Annotated in this window: 14 protein-coding genes and 1 tRNA gene; 9 read left to right on the top strand and 6 right to left on the bottom strand. The window is 34.1% G+C overall.

Annotation, left to right across the window (positions count from 1 at the left end; translation table 11 throughout):
* Positions 1-53: 53 nt before the first annotated feature.
* From NEF87_RS12355 to NEF87_RS12340, 4 genes are all read left to right on the top strand, one after another.
* Positions 54-1,391: an SLC13 family permease gene (locus NEF87_RS12355; protein ID WP_457920049.1), complete on the top strand. Its 1,338-nt coding sequence runs from the start codon at positions 54-56 to the stop codon at positions 1,389-1,391.
* A gap of 200 nt (positions 1,392-1,591) precedes the next feature.
* Positions 1,592-2,566: a substrate-binding periplasmic protein gene (locus NEF87_RS12350; protein WP_457920048.1), complete on the top strand. Its 975-nt coding sequence runs from the start codon at positions 1,592-1,594 to the stop codon at positions 2,564-2,566.
* A 65-nt stretch (positions 2,567-2,631) separates the two neighbouring features.
* A complete protein-coding gene (locus tag NEF87_RS12345) occupies positions 2,632-3,570 on the top strand; it encodes an amino acid ABC transporter permease (RefSeq protein ID WP_457920047.1) in 939 nt (312 codons plus the stop codon).
* Positions 3,563-4,351: an amino acid ABC transporter ATP-binding protein gene (locus NEF87_RS12340; protein WP_457920046.1), complete on the top strand. Its 789-nt coding sequence runs from the start codon at positions 3,563-3,565 to the stop codon at positions 4,349-4,351. The genes NEF87_RS12345 and NEF87_RS12340 overlap by 8 nt, the downstream gene beginning before the upstream one ends.
* Before the next feature lie 43 nt (positions 4,352-4,394).
* On the opposite strand, the gene NEF87_RS12335 is transcribed toward NEF87_RS12340, so the two are convergent.
* The 5 genes from NEF87_RS12335 to NEF87_RS12315 form a co-directional block, all read right to left on the bottom strand.
* Positions 4,395-5,252 carry a hypothetical protein gene (locus NEF87_RS12335; RefSeq protein ID WP_457920045.1) on the bottom strand — a complete coding sequence of 286 codons (858 nt, stop codon included), beginning with the start codon at positions 5,250-5,252 and terminating at the stop codon, positions 4,395-4,397.
* A 139-nt stretch (positions 5,253-5,391) separates the two neighbouring features.
* Complete coding sequence (locus tag NEF87_RS12330) at positions 5,392-5,817, bottom strand: hypothetical protein (RefSeq protein WP_457920044.1); 426 nt, start codon at positions 5,815-5,817, stop codon at positions 5,392-5,394.
* 301 nt (positions 5,818-6,118) lie between these two features.
* Positions 6,119-6,706 (bottom strand): flavodoxin family protein, encoded by a 588-nt coding sequence (locus NEF87_RS12325; protein ID WP_457920043.1) that lies wholly within the window; start codon positions 6,704-6,706, stop codon positions 6,119-6,121.
* 31 nt (positions 6,707-6,737) lie between these two features.
* Positions 6,738-7,211: a hypothetical protein gene (locus NEF87_RS12320; protein WP_457920042.1), complete on the bottom strand. Its 474-nt coding sequence runs from the start codon at positions 7,209-7,211 to the stop codon at positions 6,738-6,740.
* Between the two features lie 30 nt (positions 7,212-7,241).
* Positions 7,242-7,314 (bottom strand) — tRNA-Thr (locus tag NEF87_RS12315).
* 213 nt (positions 7,315-7,527) lie between these two features.
* Here NEF87_RS12315 and NEF87_RS12310 point away from each other — a divergent pair.
* Positions 7,528-9,621, top strand: a complete 2,094-nt coding sequence (locus tag NEF87_RS12310; protein ID WP_457920041.1) for a methyl-accepting chemotaxis protein — start codon at positions 7,528-7,530, stop codon at positions 9,619-9,621.
* Between the two features lie 123 nt (positions 9,622-9,744).
* On the opposite strand, the gene NEF87_RS12305 is transcribed toward NEF87_RS12310, so the two are convergent.
* Positions 9,745-11,223, bottom strand: coding sequence for an aminopeptidase (locus NEF87_RS12305; RefSeq protein ID WP_457920040.1), 1,479 nt, complete (start codon positions 11,221-11,223; stop codon positions 9,745-9,747).
* Positions 11,224-11,632: 409 nt separating this feature from the next.
* Between NEF87_RS12305 and NEF87_RS12300 the strand changes: the two genes are divergently transcribed.
* The 4 genes from NEF87_RS12300 (at position 11,633) to NEF87_RS12285 (ending at position 18,351) form a co-directional block, all read left to right on the top strand.
* Positions 11,633-13,099: an RtcB family protein gene (locus NEF87_RS12300; RefSeq protein WP_457920039.1), complete on the top strand. Its 1,467-nt coding sequence runs from the start codon at positions 11,633-11,635 to the stop codon at positions 13,097-13,099.
* 428 nt (positions 13,100-13,527) lie between these two features.
* Complete coding sequence (locus NEF87_RS12295; RefSeq protein WP_371801657.1) at positions 13,528-14,430, top strand: transcription initiation factor IIB; 903 nt, start codon at positions 13,528-13,530, stop codon at positions 14,428-14,430.
* A gap of 77 nt (positions 14,431-14,507) precedes the next feature.
* On the top strand, positions 14,508-15,359 hold the full coding sequence (locus NEF87_RS12290; RefSeq protein WP_457920038.1) for a hypothetical protein: 852 nt from the start codon (positions 14,508-14,510) through the stop codon (positions 15,357-15,359).
* 199 nt (positions 15,360-15,558) lie between these two features.
* On the top strand, positions 15,559-18,351 hold the full coding sequence (locus NEF87_RS12285; RefSeq protein ID WP_457920037.1) for an Eco57I restriction-modification methylase domain-containing protein: 2,793 nt from the start codon (positions 15,559-15,561) through the stop codon (positions 18,349-18,351).
* Positions 18,352-18,355 lie beyond the last annotated feature (4 nt).

Raw genomic sequence — 18,355 nt, 5'->3', positions numbered from 1 at the left:
CACCATCTTTTTTCTGAAATGTTTAATAATCAATAAATCTTATATATCTTCCCATGTCTTTACTGTCGCAAATCGTCGTTGGACTATGTTTTCTCATTTTAATTGTTATTTTATTCTTTGAAGAAAAAGATTACCTCTCATATTCCGTTTTGTTAATTATTATTGCTGGGGCTGTAACAGGCATTGATTTACCTGCTGCTCATGATTTAGACACTTATATTCGAGCGATTGATTGGGAAGTTATTTTCTTTCTGATTGCCATGTTTACAATTGTGGAAATCCTTAATGAAGCGAGAGTTTTTCATGAAATTGCTAAAAGGATCGTACTGAAATATAGGAACAATATTCGGAAAATGTTTTATGTGATTTGTATTGTGTCTACTCTTTCCGCTTCTATCTTAGAAGATTTGAGTGTGGCAATTATTTTCATCCCTATTATCGTTCTCACTTGTGAAGATCTTAAAATTAACCCTTCTCCCTTCCTTTTGGGGATGACCATTTGCATTAATTTGGCTTCTACCCTTACACCCTTCGGTTCCGCGGAAAACATCATGATTGCTAATTATTTTGATCTTTCATTTATTTTTTTCATTACACGATTTGGGGTCTTTTTTGTTGTCTCAACAATAGTTACACTCGTGCTTTTAGATTATTTTGTGTTGTCCAAACAACTAAAGAAACAGTGGATTGCTGCATGTGACGAGAAAGAGGTTGTTGATGTTCAGATACAAATAGAAGACGATTTTCAGACCGATTCAAAAGTTATCATGATCAACTTAATCGCTCTACTCATTTTCGTTCTTTTGTTACTTTTCATAGATCAAATTCATGTAGCGGGTTTGATTGGTATGCTTGTGTTTGTCTTTGTTAATCCTCGTCTTGGAAAATCACAAAAGAAAGAACCTCATCTATCCCATTTCCTGAGAAAGGTTGATTACAAGTTAGTGTACTTCTTCATGTGCCTTTTTATTTTAGTTCATTTGATGGAAATAAATGGTACTGTACAATTAATGGAAAATCTCATTGAAAAAGCTACTTTTCAAGATGTTTTTCTTTTATCCATCGCAATTTTACTGGTAACTTCAATTCTGTCAGGATTCATGGATAATGCTCCAGTTACCATCATATTCTTACCAATAATCAACATTTTGATCGAAACAGCAGGATTTGATATGCTTCCGTTAATCGTGGCTTTCGTTCTTGGAGTTAATTTAGGAGGTAATTTTCTTCCTCAAGGGAGTGCAGCCGATATGATGACATTGGAATTGTCGGAGAAATATTGCGTAAAAGATTTAACTTATAAACGATTGACGAAAGTAGGTGGACTTTTTGCCTTTCTTCATGTAATTTTAGGTATAATTTATCTTGTTTTTATTGTTTATTTCATTTAATGAGTTATTGTAAATACAATTTTTTCTGAATTTCATTTTCCATTCTTTTATCCATCAAAATTAAATTCCCACAAGGAATTCTTTTAATGTAAACGCTTTTATAGACAAACATCCAATCTTATAAGAGATGTTTTAAAAATTGAACTTTTTTTTATATTTTATAACATTTGTGACATCTAGAAACTACATAAGGTGAAAAAATGAAAAATAACAAAATAAAAGCGGGGATGATTCTCATTACTTTTTCAATCATCTTTTTAAGTGTTCCTTCAGCTGTTTCTGAATATACGGATTCAAGTCTTTCCGATGTAATAGATGCTGGAGAAATCCATGTTGGAATTGAAGCTGCATACCCTCCTTTTGAACAAAAGACCGGTGATGTAATTGAGGGATTTGATCCTAGCATAATGGAATTCATTGCTGATGATATGGGGGTTGATATAGTTTATCATGATGTTGCTTGGGACACAATATTTACCAGTTTAGCAACAGGTGCCTATGATTGTGTTATATCAGCAGTGACTATAACTAATGATCGGATGACAACCATGAATTTTACGCGATGGTATTTCTTAAGTTCGCAAGCAGTTATGGTTAAAAATGATTCAACCCTTGATATTGATTCAGTTGATGATGTGAATAATGCAAGTATTAAATGTGGAATTCAAGCATCTACTACAAGTCAATGGTATCTTGAAGATGAAGATTTTGCTTGTAGTGTTGTACCATATACTACAATCACATTAGCCCTAGCAGCTCTCGATGCAGGGACAGTTGATGTGGTCTTAGGTGACTTAGTCACTTTAATTGAAGCTGGTGATGCAATTACAGGTAGTGAATTCGAAATTGTGGCTCAATTCAGTCCAGAGGCTTTTGGAATTGCATGTGATCAGGGTGCCAATACATTAGTAGTACGAATGAATGAAGCGATTGATAAATTACTCGGAGATGATCCATATAATCCGGTATTTTCAACAGAATATATCGCCATTTATGAAGAATGGATAGGAACTACTCCTTCTGTAAATAAACCAGAATTGAAAGAAGTCTTGGATTCATTGGTGCAACCAGTTATAAAAAATACAATCAATGGATTCTCAATATTTTCACTAATTGCAATAATCCCAGTCACTGTTTATGGTGTTATCCGAAAATCTAAGAAGAAAAACAATTAATCCTTTTTTATTTGATTTTTTTTAATTTTTGAGTTTCAAAAATTTACTATGGTGAAAACAATCGAATGACTGAAAATTTTACACATAATGAACACGACAAGGAAAACACTCCAATATTAATTTTTCTTAAGAAGATCCGTCCAACAAGAAAAAATTTTGGGTGGTGGTTTTTAACATTAATTTTGCTTATCATTATCTATGGAATAATAAGATCTTGGATTATTCCAAGTGCCATGTATTTTGATCCTTTTATTAGTATTTTTGAACTATTTCTTAAAATTTTTGGATTTTCATCATTGGGGGATTTGGATTGGAGGTTGCCAGCTATAACAAGAAGGTTGGCTGCTGCTCTTCCTTTAACAATTTTTATTAGTTTAATTAGTGTTGTAATTGGATTCTTTATTGCGGCATTGTTGGCAGTAATTTTAGTTAGTAAGAGTAAACTTTATGGATTGCGACAAATCGCTCAAATATACATCGATTTTTTTAGATCCACACCACTCTTAGTTCAAATTTTGTTAGTATATTTTGGATTACCTGGCTGGATGATAGATGGAATTAGAAATTTAAATATTCAATATTTAACTACCGAAATTTATGCTGGAACCTTGGCATTGGCACTCAATACTGCTGCATATCAAGCAGAAATTATTCGAGGTGGGATCTTGGCAATTCCTTCAGGTCAGAGTGAAGCAGCTCGCGGTTTGGGTCTAACATCCTTACAAACTATGCGTCATGTTGTTCTTCCTCAAGCAATAAGAATCATTGTACCTCCATTAACAAATGAAACTATAAATGTAATCTTAAATAGTTCATTAATATCTACTATTGGGGTAATAGAACTTACCAAAGAATCCCAAACATTGCAATCGAGATATGCTTTTTGGCAAGTATTCATATTTGCTGCGGTATTTTATTTTGCTATAGCTTTTACATTATCAAAAATTGCAAAACAATTAGAATTGAAGTTACGAATTCCTGGATTAGGTGTGCACAATGACTAGTGAAGAATTAAATCAAATAGCAGATGACTCAGAAGTTCCATTACTTGAAGTTCGGAATTTAACAAAGAAATTCAAAGATTTTAATGCAATTAAATCTCCAGGGGTAGATTTGAAAATTTACTCAAAGGAAGTGATTGTTATCATTGGGAGTAGCGGTTCCGGCAAATCCACATTATTAAGGTGCATGAATCGATTAATTGAGCCTACATCTGGTCAAGTTTTTTTTGAAGGAAAAGAGATTACACTTCCTGATGTCAATATTGATTTAGTTCGAAAAGATATTGGGATGGTGTTTCAAAGCTTTAATCTCTTTTTGCACTTGACTGTAAGGGAAAATATTGAATTGCCTTTAAAGAAAGTTTTAAATTTAGATGATGATGAAATAGATAAACGAATTAATGATGTGCTAAATACTGTTAATTTAGCTGATAAAATAGATAGTTATCCTGGAGAACTTTCAGGAGGGCAACAACAACGGGTTGCAATTGCTCGTGTATTAGCTATGCGATCTAAATTGATCTTCTTTGATGAACCCACATCCGCTTTGGATCCCGAATTAACTGGCGAAGTCCTCGAATTTATGATTCGCTTAGTTACTGAATTCCACTATACTCTTGTGGTAGTAACTCATGAAATTCCATTCGCAAAAGAAGTTGCCACTCGGGTTATTTTTATGGATGAAGGAGAAATTATCTATAGGGGGACCCCAGATGAAGTATTTGACAATCCTCCAAACGAACGGTTAAAAAAATTCTTATCCAAAATTTTGGAAATGAATTAGTTTTTCTGGTTTTTTTCTTTCAATTTTTCCGCTTTCACGATGGTTATCTCAAACGTCTTTGTTTTGGCCTAGTGGGGTTCTTAATTTTTGACATATCTGCTTTAAACCTTATTTCGAGAATTTGCACTAATAATTGATAAGAATAATCGTCTAATTCTGTTTCAAAGGCTTCATCTAACTGTTTTCGAATATCTTCTTCATATATTGCGGCCCATTTATCTAATATCTTGTTAAAAACTTCTGCTTTTTTGAGAATTTTTTGCATTTCATCTTGTATTACAAGATATTGCACACTTTCATCTAAAACATCCATTGCCTTATGAACGATGTTTAATTCAAAATCAATTGGAATAGATACCCAAGGTAGTCGTTCAATTTCCTTTGTAGGTGAAATAATTAAGGCATCTGTTCTCGGGTGTTGATTATACTCCGTATCAAATTCAAGGGTGATTAAAGAGAGAGTATTTTCGACAAATTTTAACAAGAATTGTTTTAACTGGATGAATTGGAAGATATCTTTTTTATAAGTCGCTTTAATATATCTATTTTCTTTGAAATACTTCTTATGGAGAAAAATAATTGGAGTGTTTAAGATCATAGCGTGGATTATCATGCAGGTATTCTCTTCACCGTATTGCTTTAATAAATCCTTTAAATGAAATTGTTCTAGGTCTTCTTCCGTTTTTTTTAAATCAAAAATAATATCCAATTTTTCATATCCTGCATTTTCTCCTTTTTTGTTGAAATATGCTAAAAATGCATGTTCGCAACAATAATCCCTTTCAATATTGACCTTCACCATACCCCACGTTTTCGTCTCAAATAATTCACGCGGAATTTCAATATCTTTGCTTTTTTGACAAGTTGGGCAAGTTATCGTTGCATTTATATTGCTTGACATTGTGATATTTTCCTCAGTTACACCATAAAATGAATTGTAACAACAACTTACTTACTTTCCTTCATCCATATATATATTCCTAATCAATCTACAAGATCGTTAGAGTAATGACATAAAAAATTTCTTCATCCTAAGCACACTATTTAGCCATTTTTCTGGCTTTTTTCTCATGAACAAGCAATTTTGTAGGAATTTTGAGGGTACAAAAATCCGCCAAAGCGGCTGCTTCCTCATCCTTCATTCGGGCGCGGATTGAAATTGGTTTGATTTGATCCTTTATAGCAATTTTGATGTGCCATGGGGGTAAATGAGTTCGGAAAAATAGAATGAAGATCCCAATAAAGACAAAAAATGTTAAAAATCCCAAAACCAAAAGTGTTATTTTACGATCATAGGAAATTGTTATTTCCTCTATGTCCTCATATTGGATGTAAGTGGGAGCATGAAATGCTGAGGTAAATTTAATGGATTTCTTTGGATGGTTAATTGAAATGGATTTTCCATATAATTCATTTTTAATTTTAACCGGTTCAAAAACTTGTAGAAGAAAAGTTTCACGACGCACATTAATTCCAATGAAAAGCAACAAATAAGATTTTGGGAATCCATTCCCCATAATTATATTGCAAAGAGGGGCCAATGCTTAGGCTTATATAGATAAACTCCAAGATATAATTAGGTGTAATTTTGTCGAAAAATCACTTTGCTAGTCTCGGATCCCGGTTTTATGAAATTTTAGAAAAGTTAGATGAAATTAATTTGCGTATAGATAGGATGGAGAGTAGTTTTAAAGGTTTGACTCCAACTACCAATCAAATTTCAGACCAAGATAAAAAAAAATAAAATTATTATAGTTCTTTCTTTTTTCATCTCAGTTTTTCTAACATATTGCTCATATTGTGTGCTAAAGTTTGAATAATCTTAATTCCCTCTTCATCTTGATCATAATCTCCTCTATCTCGCGCCATAATATTATTCCAATAACGTGAAGATGCAATAGGCATTTCTCCAATCCCAAAGTAGTAATTTAACATTGCATAAACAACATTCGTACCCGCACGACGAGCGACGGCAATGGAAGCGCCTATTTTTCCCTTGAAACATCGCTCATTAGCACAAAACATGGTACCTGTTCGTTCTATAAACATCGCCATCCGTGCAGTAACATTAGAGAAATATACCGGTGACGCGAGTACAATTCCATCAGCACCATCCAGTTTTTGGAAAATTTCATTTATATCATCTTTCTGAACACACATTTTTGTGCCGCTACATTGTCCGCACGCATGGCAAGGATTAAGTTTCATTTTCCGAAGTTCGATAATTTCCATCTCATGACCAGCCAATTGCAACACTCTCCCAAATTCTTTTAAAGCAGCTTGAGTATTTCCATTCGCCCGAGTACTTCCATTTATCCCAATAACTTTCATAATGAGATAGATTAGAGATTGCATCTTAAAAATATTCGGAATTCCTTGTTTTTTTTCATAATAAAGTTATTCCAATTCCCAATACTAAGAGCAAAAAAAACTCAACCAACACTGCCCACCGTTCTTCTTTTAAATCAGGTAGCCAATGGAAAAACTTATCCCGAAAGAGATCAATTTTTGGGTGAATTACAGGATCGTGGTGCCAAATTGGCCTCAATGTGTACCAATCAATTAAATCCGGTAATAATGCAAAGATCATTACCCACCAATATGGAATTAAAAAATAAATAACTAAAACCCCTGTTAGGATATAAACAAAAACTATATGGTATATTTTAAAGAATTTATCTTCCCAATTGGCTTTATAAGGATGATATGTCATTACTGCTATTGCATCTATCAATCCATGTGAGAGAAATGCTAATATTGAGGTGATTATCACGAGCCACATTGTGGGAAGTGTCGGAAAAAGTGCTATTATCAATTTATAAAGAAAAATACCGGTGAGAATATGAGTTGGACTTTGCATATATAATCTCTGCTCCAAACCTGAAAAGGGAGCCAATGGGGGGATTTGAACCCCCGGCATCTTGATTACGAATCAAGCGCTATAGCCGCTAAGCCACACTGGCAAAAAATTCTTTGTAGCTAAATCAGTATTTTAAAAAATTAAAAATTTATGTTTCGCTAATTTAAAAAAATCATCTTTCAATGGAAGGTTTTAAAGGTGCTAATTGGGTTTTGTGTTACATAACTGTACAACTTTATTCAGAAACAGAACTATTATTTTTTATTGGAGTTGTTCAATTTCTATCGAATCAATTCAGTAGAGGTGCCTTTATATAATGAATAAAAGTGTAAGAATATCTATTCGGATAAAAATTTTAGCCATTGGACTTGTTCCAATTGTGTTGTTTTCTGTGGCAACTGTACTATCTACTTCAATTCAAACACGAAGCAATATGTATCTTGAAAAGGAAAATAACTTGAAAAGCATGGTGGACTTGGCGGAATCCTCTATATTGCAATACTATAATTATTTCACTGATGGTAATATCACTGAAATTGAAGCAAAAAATACTGCAAAAGAGATGATAAAAAATTATCGTTATGGATCCGATCTTCTCGATTATTTTTGGATTCAGGAAACAATTGATAATACACCTTATATGGTCATGCATCCAAATTCCCCCCATCTTGATGGTACTGATATATCTGGAAATGTTGATCCTAATGGGAAGCATTTATTCGTTGAAATGATGCAAACATGTGAGGAAACCGATAAAGATGGATTTGTTGATTATGAATGGAAATACTATAGTGATGAAAATCGAATTGAACCTAAAAAGTCATATGTTCGTAAATTAGATGCTTGGGGGTGGATCGTGGGGACAGGAATTTATATTAATGATGTAGATGACATTGTCCAAGCTCAAATAAATACCTCGATATTGATTACGGTAATTGTGGCAATCCTCGGAACTGGTTTACTTGTGGTAAGTAGCAACTATGTCATTGTAAAGCCACTCAAAATCTTATCCAAAGGTAGTACGAAAGTGGCGGAAGGTAATTATACGGTACAAATTGAAACTCAATCTGATGATGAATTCGGAGATTTATCCCATTCCTTTTCTCTGATGGTTACCAAAATCAAAGAAGAAATGCAAATTATAAATGGAATCATTGATAAAATGCCTACCCCTATGGCAGTTATAAATCCTCGATTTGAGATTGAACGGATAAATAATTCCCTAATTAGAATATTTGGATTATCCCAAAATGAAATTATAGGCAAAATCAGTTATGAAGTATTCCAAGAAAAAATACAAAGTCAAAACGAAACTTTAATTGCGCAAGCAGTAAAAACCAAGAAAATTATTGAAGATAGCTACATATTTCTTAATCCTAAAACCAATAAGAAAGTCTATCTTGATGTTTATACATTTTCGTTGTTTAATGAAGGTGGTGATCTACAATATTCTCTTCAACAATTCCAAGATATTACTGCCAAAAAAGGATTTTCATCTTCTGTAAAAGTGATTGCCGAAGAAGTAAACAGCATGGCCTCTCAAATTGCTGATTCGACAGGTCAAATCAATATTTCTGTTCAAGAAATCACTTCCGGTTCTCAAGAAGTCGCAAATGGTGCTCAGGTACAGACGCAAACTTTGAATGACATTCTCTCTGCGGTTGAGCAAATTCAAATATTAAGCTCCGAAGTTGTTGGAAAAATTAGCCATGTTGTTGATCTTTCGCGGAATGGTAAAGAGATGGCCCGTGAAAGTGAACGATTGACCGATAATATCAATGAAAAAATGGACGACATCAGTAAAAATGCCAGTAAAGTGAATATGGTAATGAATGAGCTATCCGAAAAAAGTCAGGCAATTAATAAAATTGTTGATGTAATTTCAGGAATTGCAACAGAAACAAATTTACTCGCTCTTAACGCTGCAATTGAAGCGGCCCGTGCTGGTGATGCTGGGAAGGGGTTTGCTGTAGTGGCGGAACAAGTGCGTAAACTCGCTGAAGATTCGAAGCAAGCTGCAGATCAAATTAATGAGTTGATTAAAATTATTTTAGATGGTATTAGCGAAGCTGTGGGTAATACAACCGCTACATCTCAATCTGTTGAGGCTGGAATAACTGCAATTCAAGAAACTCGAAGTCAACTTAAATCACTCTTTGATGTTATTGTACAAACAGATGTTGGAATCACCGAATCTGCATCAAATATTGAAAATGAAGATACTCATATCAAGGATATTGCTAAGAATGTAGAAAAAATAAACGCTGTTGTGGAACAAAATTCCTCTATTACAGAAGAAGTTTCATCCTCCACAGAAGAAATGGCTGCTACCCTAGAAGAATTAAGTGCTGGTGCAGAAGAATTAAAGGCCGCTTCTGATCAACTCTTCAATGAAGTGAAAAACTTGTAGATGTTTGTCATACTTTTTTTTCAAAATTTTTACAAAAAAATGAGATGCAACTGTCCAGTTTTGCAATTATATAAACACCATGACCAATTAAGATAAAAAAAAAGGTAATAAATTTCATCATATTTATTTAGCTTCATAAAAGACTTTATAGGCGAGATAAGTCGCATACAGATCTGCAACGTGAACAATTTCATATGGGCTGTGCATCCCAATAACAGGTGTACCAACGTCTACAACATCACAATTGAAACTTTCGGCAAAGAATTTTGCAATAGTTCCCCCGCCGCCCTCATCTACAGCTCCTAATTCAACTACTTGGTAAGGGATCTTGCCTTCATCAAATATATTCCTGAGATATGCCATTACTTCCGCAAGTACATCGGAAGAAGAGCTTTTCCCTCGGGCACCAGTATGCTTTTCAACTACAACTCCTTTTCCCAAAATCGCTGCGTTGAGTGGATCATGAACTGTTGGGAATATTGGGTTGATGGCTGCTCCAACATCTGCAGAAAGCATCATAGAATTGGACAGAGTTAAATGCATGTTTGTAAGTGATTCTGGAATGCCAGTTCGGACCATAAGATCATTCATCACAAATCGAATCCAAGCAGATTGAGCTCCTGTATTACCATTACTTCCTATTTCTTCCTTATCAAAAATAGACATAACAGCAGTGTTTTTTGGGGTTTCCTTAAGATCAACTAATGCGCGAATACCCGTCCAAGTGCAGACTCCATCATCATGACCTGCAGCTCCTATCATGCTCTTATCGAAACCAACATAACGAGGATCTAATCCTGAAACAATGTTCAACTCAGCGGATTGGAGATCTTCTTCAATGATGTCATATTTTTCATTTAATAATTTTAAAATATATAATTTAAATCGGTTTTTGGCTTTCTTATCCTCTTCTTTACTGATGGGGAAACCACCTGCCAAAAGATTTAGTTCTTCACCTTTAATGACAGTTGTTGTGGTTCTTTTTGCTTGAACGTTTGCCATTAGATGGGGGAGAATATCAGGAATAACAAATACCGGATCTTTTGGATCTTTGCCAATTTCAACATTTATCTTGGTTCCATCACGCTTTACTATAATTCCAGTCATATGTAGTGGAATACACGCCCATTGATATTTCTTTAAACCTCCGTAATAGTGTGTTTTTAACATTGCAACACTCGCCTTTCCATCTTCATAAAGCGGGCGCATTTTTAAGTCCATACGAGGGGTATCAATGTGAGATCCAATGATATGTGTTTTTTCTAGCATCGATTTTTGTCCAATAACTGCTATTGCGACATTCTTAAATCGATTGACGTAATAAACTTTATCTCCAGGATTTAAAACTGATACGTTCTTCCCAATTTCTAGCCGTTTGAAACCGCGTTCCTCGACATATTTTGATGTCCAAATGGTCCGTTCTCTTTCCGTACGAGCCGCGCGTAAAAATTCGAGATAATCTTCTGCAAGTGAAAAAACTTCTTTTTTTTGATTATCCGTAAATATATCCCAACCAAATTCATATTTGGTAGCTAATTTTTTTTCTAAAGATGATTTATTCTCTTCTTCATCACTAGATTCTACGAATGGTAGTTTTGTCATCGTATGTAGGTTAATGCATGATCGTCTTTAAGACCTTATTTTTTTTATCGATAAAGATGAAAAAAATTCCTTATAAAAAACAACCTCAAGTTTAAAACGTAAAAATAGCTTATCTATAATATTCATTTGCAAGAAAACTGAGAAAACATGAGTAGATTTCCGACTTAAACTTGAATGTAGGGGCCAAAAAGGTCCTTTACGTTTGAATATAGAATGGGTGATTCAAAAACCTTACCTTTGGATGATGTTTGCTATAAACATGTTCAAAATGCTAGTACATTTTTGCGATAGATGGTGTACTATTGGGTTGAATGGACTATTCTCTTGGGAATGCAGATAAAACTGCGTGCTTCTCATTTTAATATAAGTATCTTGTAAATCTAAGAAATTTAAAGGAGAGATTAAACAAATGATTCCAAGACGTGTTGATGAGGGCATCTATGAGGTTTCCCCGGAAATGAAAGTTGTAAAGTTTAATGAAACCATTATGAATTTTACAATGGCTGTGCCGGCTCGTATATATGCTAACGAATATTTAATGGAACGAATTGCACGAGATAAAAGTGTTGACCAAATTACGAATGTAGCGTGCTTACCTGGAATTCGAAAACAAGTGATTGCGATGTCCGATGCCCATCAAGGGTATGGGTTTTGTATAGGGGGGGTGGCTGCGACCGATGTTGAAGGGGGGGCTATTTCACCAGGGGGAGTGGGGTATGATATTAATTGCGGGGTTCGGCTATTACGAACACCCCTAAAATATGCTGAAGTTGCTCCAGTACTTCCTGAATTGACAGAAGCCTTATTTCAAGCGATTCCAAGTGGATTGGGTTCTCGTGGAAAGTTGAAAATTACAAATACGGATCTCGATAGAGTTCTGGATGAAGGGATAAATTGGGCAATTGATAATGGGTATGGATTCGAGAAAGATCGTGTGAATTGTGAAGATAATGGGTTTACCCAAGGTGCTGATAGTTCAATAGTCTCAGCAAAAGCAAAAGCCCGAGGAATTCGACAATTAGGTTCTTTAGGATCGGGTAATCATTTTATTGAAATTCAAAAAGTGGCTGAAATACTGGATCCCGTTGCAGCAAAAATTATGGGTATTGAGAAAGATCAAGTCACCGTTATGATTCATACCGGAAGTCGGGCCATGGGTCACCAGATTTGTACCGATTCTTTGCAAGAAATTGATCATTTGATGCATCGGGAGGGAATTATTGCTCCTGATCGAGAACTTGGTTATGTAATATCTGGAACTAAAGAAGCTGATAGATATTTAGCTCAAATGCGCGCTGCGGCTAATTTTGCTTGGACCAATCGTCATATAATCATGCATTGGGCTCGTGGGGCATTTAATAACGTTTTAAACGTGAAACCAGAGGATATGGAATTAGTTTATGGTTTAGCCCATAATATTTTGAAACAAGAAGAACATGATCTTGGAGATGGAAAACGGGGAATGGTAAATGTTCACCGAAAAGGTGCTACTCGCGCATTTCCACCCGGTCATAAGGATGTACCTTTAAATTATCGTGAAATTGGTCAACCCGTTTTAATTCCTGGTTCTATGGGGACTTCATCTTACTTATGTGTGGGTCAACAAAAAGCAATGGATCTCAGTTTTGCGTCAACAGCACATGGTGGAGGACGAGAAATGAGTCGATCCAAAGCAAAACGCAAATTCTTTGGTAAAAATATCAAACAAGAATTAAATGATCGAGGAATATCTGTTAGAGCCGCATCCTTGAAAGTGCTCGCGGAAGAAGCTCCTCTTGCTTACAAAAACATTGATGAAGTTGTTGGTGTATCTCATAATTTAGGAATCGTGAAGAAAGTGGCACGTTTAGTTCCAATTGGAGTAACTAAGGGATAATCTCTTTTTTTTATTTTTATTTTATAATTTCTATTTAAACGATTGAAGTTGTATATAAAGAAATTATTACAAAAATGAATGTTTGTCTTTTTTTGCTTTTATTTCCAATACTTTTGTCTTTTTTTGGAAAAATTCCGATTAAATTAGCTTTTAGCTTTGACATTTGTGTTAATTCATTAGAGAATTGGAATTATTCCATTGACAACTAATTTCTTGAATTTCTAGAAAATGGTGAATCGATTTTTATTGGTTTTGGGTGTTGAATTCTGTGTTGGAAGCCTTGAAATTTTTATAATGCGAACAGATTAATATGTGTATGACTACAAAATATATAGAAATAACTAAAAATTACAGTTCTGTGGGACTATAATGGGCAAATTTCTATTAATAATTATCAATTACTAAACAATCAAAACAACTGATTCACTATGGCCATTCCAAGATTTTATGAAAAAGATTATGAAGATGAACAATGCTGCCCTACTCCTGAAATACTTGTCAATAATGAAGGTATGCGTGTGTGCACTAACTGTGGTTTAGTTTTAGGACGTGCTTATGTTTCTGCTGAAAAACGGGCTTATACAGCCGATGAAGTTAAAAATCGTCGGCGAACCGAACCTCGTTGGAGAAATTATGGTCCACGAACAGTAATTGGTGTGAATAGTTCTGATTCCAAAGGACAAGCTTTAGTCGGGAAGCAGAAATCAATGTTCAACAGGCTCTCCAAAATTCAAGGATCGTTAGTAAATTCCCTTGAACGAAATTTCTGGGAAGCACGACCAAAAATTAATCAATTAGCTAAAAAGCTTAATATTCCCGATCATATCTTAGAAACTGCGTGGAAGATCTACTCTGAAGTCGCCAAACAAAAATTAACAATGGGACGGTCAATAGATTCTTTTGTTGCTGCTTCTACTTATGCCGCAATTCGAATTCATAACTTTCCACGTTTATTAGAAGAAATTGTGGATGTTGCAATGCTTCCTTTAAGAGGGGTTCACAGATCATTAGGTTTAGTTGTACGGAATGTGCTTCCAGTTCTGAATATGAAATATCGACCAGTTTCCCCAGAACCCCTTGTATTCCGATTTGGAAATGATCTTAATATTTCCGTAAGTATTCAAAAAAAGGCTTCAGATTTACTTCGCTTAGCACTTAAACATGGCCTTCAAAAGATGGGAAAAGACCCTAAAGGATTGGCGGCAGCAGCATTGTATCTGGCCGCTAAACCAACAGTTGAACGAAAAACACAGACTGAAATTGCCGATACTGCGCGAATAACTGAAGTAACTTTACGAACTCGAGCAAAACAGATCAAATCATCCTTGTAGTTTGTTTTTTATTTACTCTTTGAATTTAATTTTCAGTGATCAAATTTTTTATTAACTGAAGCAATAATATTAGTATAATGTTTGTTTATATCTATGATCACGCAAAGCAAGACTGGATTGAAGCGGAAGATTTATTCCCTCATGATGTCGCATTGCTTATCGAAAATGACCAACGTAAAGTTTATTTTTATTCTGGATCGAAATGCAAAGCAGAGGAACGAGAACAAGGTCTCCAAAGCAGTCAAGATATTTTAAACAAATTTCCTTCCTACTCCTTAGAAATTCTTTCTGATGCCATTCCTTTAAAAATTCAAGCAGAAATTGATCTTCTTTTAGGAGAAAATATTGATGCATCTCGATTTAAGGAAGATCGCACTATATCCATGAATTTTCTTATGATTTTAGGGTTACTTTATTCTCTTTCTTTCTTATTAATTCTCATCAACAGCTTTCGCGTTATTGGCTGGACTATAGAGAATAATATATTAATGCCGTCGCATGAAGTTTTTGAAGAAAATTTTGCCCTTTCTATCATTTTTGCATGGATAACAATTGGAATTGGAGGTGTTTATGCACTTAATTCCCTCATCACTCGAAGAATTTTCTTGATCATCTGTGCGGTTGTAAGTGAAGGAATTATTCTTGGAGTTTTCTTTTATCTTCAAAAAGGAATCGCAATTTTCAGCTTAGATTCTGGGTATACTGATCCTTATTTGATCCCTCGATTACAAATTATGCTATTTGTAATGTGGATGTGCATTGCCTGGATAAGTTCAACCGCAGCAATTGGAATTAATATTCGCGTGATATTAAAGCATACTGTGCAAAACACTAAACAACAACTCAGTCTTGATGAAATGCGATTATCTGCAAAGCCTACCATATTACGTGATAAAACTATTGTTGAATTGAAAGAAATTGAAGAATAAAATTACTTCTATCCGCTTTTTTTTAGTTCTCTTTCAGAAGACCAAAAAATATTTGCAATCGCTTGCTCTTTATTCAGTTACTTCAAAAAATATCGATCAGTTTATTTTATTAATGATGTGGGTTTGGCGTTTGGATCAAGAAAGTTTTTTTTCACACCCACAATGGATGGTTAAGCTCTCTTCTTCTTGTGATCCTAAAATGGAAGCATATCTTTCAAATCATAGCCCCCCTAACATGCAATATTGCACGATTTTAACTCACATTTTTAATTCTATTTTTGTTTCGCATAAAATTGAAGCCGATTGGCAAGAATTCTTCCCCTTTCAACCTTTACAAATGAACATTCGCAATAATGATTGGGGAGGCTTTATTCAATATGCTTTTGGAGACAATGGCTATTTTTGTGAAAATTTCAATAGCAAGAATATCAAATTTGGATCTTTGCGTGGTTTGGCTTCCAGTCTTCCTGATACACTTCCCTTAGTAAATTGTTTTCAATTATATGAAGCGAATATTGGGAAAATCACTGAATATACAATAGGTGCTCTGTATGAGCATCTTATGTCTGAAAAAACTCGTGCTTCTACCGGTGCTTTTTACACTCCCCAAAATATAACTCAGTTTTTAGCAAAAAAAGCTATTTTTCATCAATTATCATTTTATCAAATTTTTAAGAACTCTATTGTTCAAGATCCTTTTCCTTTTAATATGTCTCATTCAATTTTGCAGCTTCTTCAAATTGAATACGATTCATTAAGTTTCAAAGAACAAGAAAATTGGCTTATTTCTCTCTATTATGTTCTGACCTCTCTTCGGATACTAGATCCCGCCATGGGTTCAGGTCATTTTTTGATAGGTGCTATTAAAAAGCTTCAAGAGATTTATGAATTTTGGTGGAATCTTGCCAAGATTCAATCATCTGAAAAAGTAAAGTCGTTTTTATTATCACAATCCTTATTTCAGCCATATTTCACCGATTTTCCCTCATTGAAACAGTTCCAATTTATTATATCCCTAAACATTTTGCTTCCAAAACAGATCTACGGGGTGGATATCAACCCTGAAGCTGTAATTATTGCAAAGTTAAGGTGTTTTATGACTTTAATCTCTTCAAAAATGTACAAATTTGTTAAAATCGAAGGTCTCGTTCCAGTAAAGCTTAATATTAGAAGGGGAAATTCGTTAACAGGAATTTTAAGTATAGAAGAACTTCAAAATAAAATTGAAGAGAAAGATTCATTCACATTTAATTCTTTAATTATGGATGATTTTACCAAGATTCTAAAACAAATTATTCGCAATGCAATAGAACTTTATAAAATTAACTTAAAATCCCAAAAATATGCTAAAGAATTTCTTCGGTTATATCCTAACCTTCATCATCGCAATGAAGAATCTTATTCAATAATCAAGGTTGAAAAAATTTCACATTTAATTGACGAAATGAGGGAAATTCTAAATCTCAATTTAAATTCACGCTTAATTTTACTTAATGAAGTGGGAACACAACATTATTCTTTACTTGAAAAATACTATAAGGAAATATACCATAACACAAAGAATTTATGCAATTTGTTGTATCATATTCCTTCAAAAAACAAATCCGATGAAAACAATCAAGAATTATTTCATTGGTTGATAGAATTTCCGGAAATATTTCTTCGCCCTCCTCAACCTAGTTCAACTAACAGAAAGACGAATAATTTATCCCATACATTTTCCAATAACTATAGTGTTTCTCCTGGATTTCATGTCATTTTAGGTAATCCTCCCTATGGAAATTTGCTTTCTCCCAAAGAAAAACATTTCGTTTCTCAATATGCTTCTTTCCCAAAAGAAATTTCTTCTGTATTTATCGAACGAGCCTTAAATTTGAATCGAGAAAAAGGAGTTCTGAATTTTATCACTTCATATGTCCTCTGTTTTAGCAAAGATCTCTCACAAACTCGCGCAAAACTTGCTTCAACATATAAAGTCTCATTGATTGCGTCTTTTGACCGGGATAAATGTCGTTTTTTTGAAGGGATGACCCAATCGATTTCGTTACTTCAAGGTCTTTTCAAAGTTGATCCTTGTAAGAATACTAAAGATAGTTCTAATCACTTTTATCCTGTCTATACCACCTCAATGTATAGAAAGAAACCTTCCTTAGATCATCTTTCCTATCTAAAAGCCAATGATTTCTTGTTAGGGAAAATAATTTCTACATCTTTCAATCAGAAGCACCGTCTACCGAAATGTGGGGATCCTGTAATTCAATCTATGCTTTTTTTATTCCAGTCGTATAGTTCATCCAAAAATTCTGTTCACACCAGTCGTTATGTGGTACTTGGTGATATTCTTTCTGCTCCTATACTATTACGGGCACCTGTTGATTTGAAACAAAAATTGGATCCAGTTAAAATTAATAAAGGAGAAGTTATATGGTATCGAATATCTGGAAATTACTGGTACAATGCTTGGGATCAAATTCCTTATTATGGAACCCAAATTGCAGCAAGCAATATTCTTGTATCAAATCTTTATTTAAGAAATTGGCTTCTCCTTGTATTCAACAGTTCCTTTTTTTATACATGGTATCGAATCTATAGCGATGGACGCCATATGAATACTGATATATGGAGAGCATTTCCCCTCCCTGATAATCTAATTGAGAAGTTAGATTTGTATAATCAAATAATTGATGAGCTTGCAAGTTGTTTGATGAAAAATTTGTTTCTAAATTTTGATTCAAGCCATAATCGGTTTAATTCTTCCGAAATTAAAATTATTCTGGATATTTGTGATATTTTACTTGGTGTTATCTATCAAGCCCCACAAAAATTAATAACTACTATATTATCATGGGAACCAACAATACGGGGGGGAAGTAAATTATGTCCTCAAGATCAAGATTATTATTTTACTTTGTTCTCTAATAAGAAGTCTTTCCCCCTATCATCCGATCAATTTGCAAAATTTAAAGAGACATTGGGAAGAAATTTATCTTAGGAAG

This window comes from Candidatus Lokiarchaeum ossiferum (genome assembly GCA_025839675.1).
In the GTDB taxonomy this organism is placed as follows: domain Archaea; phylum Asgardarchaeota; class Lokiarchaeia; order Sigyniarchaeales; family Promethearchaeaceae; genus Lokiarchaeum; species Lokiarchaeum ossiferum.
This window is presented reverse-complemented; position numbering and strand designations above follow the sequence as displayed.